1 protein-coding gene is annotated in these 254 nt (G+C 45.3%); it reads left to right on the top strand.

Translation table 11 applies throughout. From position 1 onward, the window contains the following. On the top strand, positions 1–254 hold a 254-nt coding region (locus AAEZ03_RS28190; protein WP_502947984.1), incomplete at both ends, for a dihydrofolate reductase.

The raw sequence follows: 254 nt of genomic DNA, 5'->3' as shown, positions 1-254 counted from the left end.
GAGTTATGCCCACACTGAAGTCGCCCAAATTGCTGCTATCAGTAGCAATCGTTGTATCGGTAAAGACAATGCACTGCCGTGGCATATCTCAGCAGACTTGCAGCACTTTAAAAAAATGACGACCAAAGATAACGATGGCGCTATTCAAGGTATCGTTATTATGGGGCGTAAGACTTTTGAGTCAATGGGCAGCAAGCCGTTGCCAAAGCGGGTAAGCTTTATCATCAGCACTCAGATGGATTATGCTGATCAAC

It is taken from the genome of Pseudomonas sp. HY2-MNA-CIBAN-0224 (genome assembly GCF_040310285.1).
In the GTDB taxonomy this organism is placed as follows: Bacteria; Pseudomonadota; Gammaproteobacteria; order Pseudomonadales; family Pseudomonadaceae; genus Aquipseudomonas; species Aquipseudomonas helleri.
Note: the sequence above shows the minus strand (reverse complement) of the source record. Positions and strands in the feature narration are given on the sequence as shown.